Genomic DNA, 422 nt, shown 5'->3' with positions numbered 1-422 from the left:
CTTCGCTCGACAACATCTTCGACAAGCGGGTCAACGTGATCGGGTTCGATCTGGCGACCTTCTGCGGCTGCATGCATGAATCGTACAACCGCCCGAGGACCTGGAGAATTTCGCTGCGCTACGAACTGTAATGACCTGATGTACCGAATATCGTGAATGTGCGTGCCAAGGCTTGATGGGCTATGCCCGTCAAGCCTTGGTCATGCCGCGCTTCGAAGAAAATCGTCGAGGAGATTGACCCGTGCGAACAGTGACGTCCTTTTGCAGAACTTGCACTGCTGGCTGCGGTACGAAACTGACTATTGACGATGAGGACCGGATCGTCAGCATTCGCGGCGACGAGAATAACGCGATGAGCCGCGGCTATGCCTGCTTCAAGGGAATTCACAGTCACGAAGCGCAATATAGTCCCGAACGCCTGC

Annotated in this window: 1 protein-coding gene; it reads left to right on the top strand. The window is 55.0% G+C overall.

What is annotated here, in order from left to right; translation table 11 throughout:
• Positions 1-241: 241 nt before the first annotated feature.
• On the top strand, positions 242-422 hold a 181-nt coding region (locus MRBLMC3_RS19985; protein WP_363831717.1), incomplete at its 3' end, for a hypothetical protein.

Source organism: Sphingobium sp. LMC3-1-1.1, from assembly GCF_040676285.1.
Taxonomy (GTDB): Bacteria; Pseudomonadota; Alphaproteobacteria; order Sphingomonadales; family Sphingomonadaceae; genus Sphingobium.
The sequence above is the reverse complement of the archived record's forward strand: the minus strand, read 5'-3'. Positions and strand labels throughout refer to the sequence as shown.